Here is a 3,750-nt window from a genome sequence, read left to right on the forward strand (position 1 = left end):
GGGGGAGCCGTGCGCGCCGGGTCGGGGCCGTCCTGCGCCTCCACCGTTCCGCCGGGGAGCAGGACCACGCCCTCCTTCGGGTCGACGAGTATCACCACCCGCCCGTCCGGGGCGAACAGCCAGCCCCACACCTGGGTCACGGGGGGCCGTCAGACGGCCGCGAGGAGGGGCCCGGGGGCCGCGTCGGCCGGCGCGGCGGCGGGTGCGGCGGGTGCGGCCGCGCCGGGGGCGGGGGCGGGGCGGGTGAGGCAGTCGTCGGTGAAGGCGAGGGCCCGCAGGTGGTAGGGGCGGGCGGCGTGGCCCAGGGAGAGGTTGTGGCCGGCGCGGCGGGCGGTGGCCAGGTGGGCGAGGCCGTCGGGGAAGGCGGCGGTCAGGGCGGCGCGGGAGGCCGGGTCCAGGCGCCACCAGTGCTCGTGGTCGGCGAGGGTGAGGCGTACGGGGACGCGTACGCGGGCGGCGAGGGCGTTGTAGCGGGCGGGCCAGGTGGCCAGTTCGCGGGATTCGAGGGCGGGGACGGGGGTGAGCAGGGTGCGGGCGGCGTGGAAGGTGCCGGGCGGGTAGAGGTGGAGGGGGCCCCAGTTGAGGCGGCCGCCGCCGGCGAGGTCGTCGGGGCGGTCCCAGGCGCCGGGGGCGTAGTGCTGGGCGAGGCCGGAGATGTCGCAGCCGAGCAGGGGCAGGCGGGGGTCGTCGGGCCAGTGGGCGGCGAGTTGGAGGGCTATTTTGCCGCCGAAGGAGTGGGCGAGGAGTTGGACGCCGGCGCCGGTGGGGTGGGCGCGGGCGTAGTCGGTGAGGGCGGCGTGGAGGGTGGCGGCCTGGTCGGCGATGAGCTGGCCGTGCGGCAGGCGGTGGGCGGAGGCGCCGTGGCCGGGGCGGTCGACGGCGAGGACGGTGTAGCCGAGGTCGGCGGCGAGGGTGAGCAGGCTGGTGTCGGGGTGGGCGGGGCCGGCGAAGTAGGCGGCGCGCATGCCGCGGCCGTGGATGGCGAGGACGACGGCCTTGGGGGCGTGGTGTTCGGGTTCGGCGACCAGGGCGGAGACGGGGATGCCGGCGGCGTCCAGGACCAGGGAGCGGGTGCGCAGGTCGTTCTTCACGCGGCGACCCCCGCTCTGGCGGCGTCGAGGTCGGCGAGCCAGCCGGTGAGGTCGCCGGTGCGCATCAGGGAGGTGCCGATGAGCAGGGCGGCGTAGCCGGCGTCGAGGAGGCGGGCGGCGTCGTGGGGGTCGGTGATGGCGGAGGCGGAGACGGGGGCGCGGCAGCCGGCGGCGCGTAGGGCGGGTAGCAGGCGCAGGCTGCGGCCGAGGTCGCCGCGGTCGCGTTCGCGGGTGCGGATGTCCTTGTTGTTGACGGCGACGACGCATTCGGCGATGCGGGGCAGGGTGTCGAGTTCGCGTTCCTCGGTGATCTCGACGAAGGGGGTCAGGCCGAGGTCGAGGGCGGTGGTGACGAGGCGGGTGAGGGAGGTGGCGGGCAGCAGGGCGGCGGTGAGCAGGACGGCGGAGGCGCCGAGGGCTCGGGCGGCTTCGAGTTGGGCGGGGCGGGTGAGGAAGTCCTTCTGGAGGACGGGGAGTTGGGTGGCGGCGGTGACCTCGCGCAGGAGGCGGGGGGTGCCGCCGAACCAGCGGCCGGTGACGACGGACAGGCAGGGGGCGCCGGCCTGTTCGTAGCGGGTGACGAGGTCGGTGACGGTGCGGGGGCCCAGGAGGTCGGCGCCGTGGGGGTCGCGGAGTTTGACCTCCATGACCAGGGGGCGGGGGGCGGCCAGCAGGGCGTCGATGAAGCTCGGGCTCATGCGGGGGTCTCCTGGAGGCGCGGGTGCCAGGCGCGGGTGAGGGCGGTGACGGCTTCGTGGGTGAAGCGGCCGGTGCGGTCGCGGGCGGCGGTGTCGATGTCGGCGCCGGCGTACAGGGGGTGGTCGGTGACGGTGCGGTAGGTGTCGCGGTTGGTGGTGTTGAGGCCGCCGGCGAGGAGGAAGGGGATGGTGAGGCGGGGCAGCAGGGCGTGGACGTGGGCGGGGTCCAGGGCCTGGCCGGTGGAGCCGACGCGGCCGTCGTCGGTGACGGTGTCCAGGAGGAACAGGTCGCATCCGGCGCGTTCGAAGGCGCCGGTGAAGGCGCGTTCCAGGCAGCGGCCGCGGGAGAGGTGGAGGACTTTGACGAGGACGGCGTACGGGAGCTGTTCGCGCAGGTCGGCGACGAGGGCGGGGCTCTGGTAGGCGTGGAGCTGGATCCAGCGGATGCCGGTGGCGCGGGCGAGGGCGGCGATCTTTCGGGCGTCGTCGAGGAAGGTGACGAGGACGGGTTCCAGGCCCAGGCGGATGGCGGTGGCGGCGAGGTCGGCGAGGCGGTCGGCTTCGAGGTCGGCGGGGCCGCCGGGGACGCCGTGCCACAGGCCCACCAGGGTGGGGCCGGTGTCGGCGAGGAGGGCGAGGTCGGCGCGGGTGCGGGCGCCGCAGACCTTGAGGTGGCCGGCGCGCCGGGGGGCCAGCAGGGCGGGGGCGGTCATTTGCCGAGTCCCAGCATGGCGGCGATGCGGTTGTACTGGATCTCGTTGCTGCCGGAGTAGATGGTGCCGGCGACCGCGTTGCGCACGTCCTTCTCCAGTCCGTACTCGGACATGTAGCCGTTGCCGCCGAAGACCTGGACGGCGGCCAGCGAGGTGGCGAGGTTGGACTCGCTGGTGAGGAGTTTGGCGATGGCCATGTCGACGGTGACGTTGTCGCCGGCCTCCAGGCGCTGGGCGGTGTCGTACAGCCACTTGCGGGCGGTCTCGAGGCGGATCTTGGTGTCGACGATCTTGTTGGCGACCGACTGGTAGGAGCCGATGGGCTTGCCGAAGGACATGCGGGTCTTGGCGTAGTCCAGGCAGCGGGTGAGGCGGTGCTGCATCTCGCCGGTGTTGACGATGAAGGTGTAGAGGATCTCGCGTTTCATGACGTGGTCGAGGACGAGGAAGCCGCCGCCGACGCGGCCCAGGACGCGGTCGGCGGGGACGCGGACGTCGTCGAAGTAGAGCTCGGAGAGCGGGGAGGTGCGCAGGCCCATCTTCTTGATGGGGTTTCCGGTGGTCAGGCCGGGGGTGTCGGCGTCGACGAGGAAGGCGGTGACGCCGAGGGCGCCGCCCTGGGGGTGGGTGCGGGCGTAGACGACGACGACGTCGGCGACGGGGCCGTTGGAGACGAAGGTCTTGGCGCCGTTGAGGACGAAGTGGTCGCCGTCGCGTACGGCGCGGGTGCGCATCTGCATGGCGTCGGAGCCGGACTCGGACTCGGTGATGGCGTGGGCGCCGATGGCCTCGCCGGAGGCGATGCGGGGCAGGTAGGCGTCCTTGAGGGCGGGTGAGCCGAAGGCCTGCAGGGGGACGCCGGTGGAGGCCATGGAGGTGGTGACGGAGAAGTTGAGGCCGCCGTCGCGGCAGGTGTGGCCGAGGCCTTCGAGGACGTACATGGTGGTGAGCAGGGACTGGCCCAGGCCGCCGTAGCGTTCCTCGAAGGGCAGGGAGAGGATGCCGGTCTTCTGGATCATGCGCCACTTGTCGTGGGAGAAGGCGGCCTGTTCGTCGCCTTCGATGTGGCCGGCGCTGAGGTCGTCGCCGAAGCGGGCCAGGCCCTCGCGCAGGGCCGTCTGGTCGGCGTTCCAGCGGATCATGGGATGTGCCGCCTTCCTCCCGGGCCGCCGGTGCGGGGCGCGGGGTGGCAGGCCGGCGCCCGGTGGCGCCGGCTCACGTCGGTTCCTGGGGCCCGTCCCGGGGGCC

The 3,750-nt window shown here is 74.2% G+C and carries 4 protein-coding genes; all 4 read right to left on the reverse strand.

Annotated features, from left to right (window positions below):
- Window positions 1-149: 149 nt before the first annotated feature.
- Genes ACFU7Z_RS37575 through ACFU7Z_RS37590 form a run of 4 tightly spaced genes read right to left on the reverse strand, consistent with a single transcriptional unit; the run spans window position 150 to window position 3,644 of the window.
- Window positions 150-1,091: an alpha/beta hydrolase gene (locus ACFU7Z_RS37575; protein ID WP_380782593.1), complete on the reverse strand. Its 942-nt coding sequence runs from the start codon at window positions 1,089-1,091 to the stop codon at window positions 150-152.
- Window positions 1,088-1,789, reverse strand: coding sequence for an indole-3-glycerol-phosphate synthase (locus ACFU7Z_RS37580; RefSeq protein WP_049656707.1), 702 nt, complete (start codon window positions 1,787-1,789; stop codon window positions 1,088-1,090). Before ACFU7Z_RS37580 ends, ACFU7Z_RS37575 begins: the two co-directional genes overlap by 4 nt.
- Window positions 1,786-2,502 carry a hypothetical protein gene (locus tag ACFU7Z_RS37585; protein ID WP_074006269.1) on the reverse strand — a complete coding sequence of 239 codons (717 nt, stop codon included), beginning with the start codon at window positions 2,500-2,502 and terminating at the stop codon, window positions 1,786-1,788. The genes ACFU7Z_RS37580 and ACFU7Z_RS37585 overlap by 4 nt, the downstream gene beginning before the upstream one ends.
- The gene (locus tag ACFU7Z_RS37590) at window positions 2,499-3,644 is read right to left on the reverse strand and encodes an acyl-CoA dehydrogenase family protein (RefSeq protein ID WP_049656704.1); all 1,146 of its coding nucleotides are present in this window, start codon (window positions 3,642-3,644) and stop codon (window positions 2,499-2,501) included. Before ACFU7Z_RS37590 ends, ACFU7Z_RS37585 begins: the two co-directional genes overlap by 4 nt.
- Window positions 3,645-3,750 lie beyond the last annotated feature (106 nt).

This window comes from Kitasatospora sp. NPDC057518, from assembly GCF_042802075.1.
Lineage (GTDB): Bacteria > Actinomycetota > Actinomycetes > Streptomycetales > Streptomycetaceae > Kitasatospora.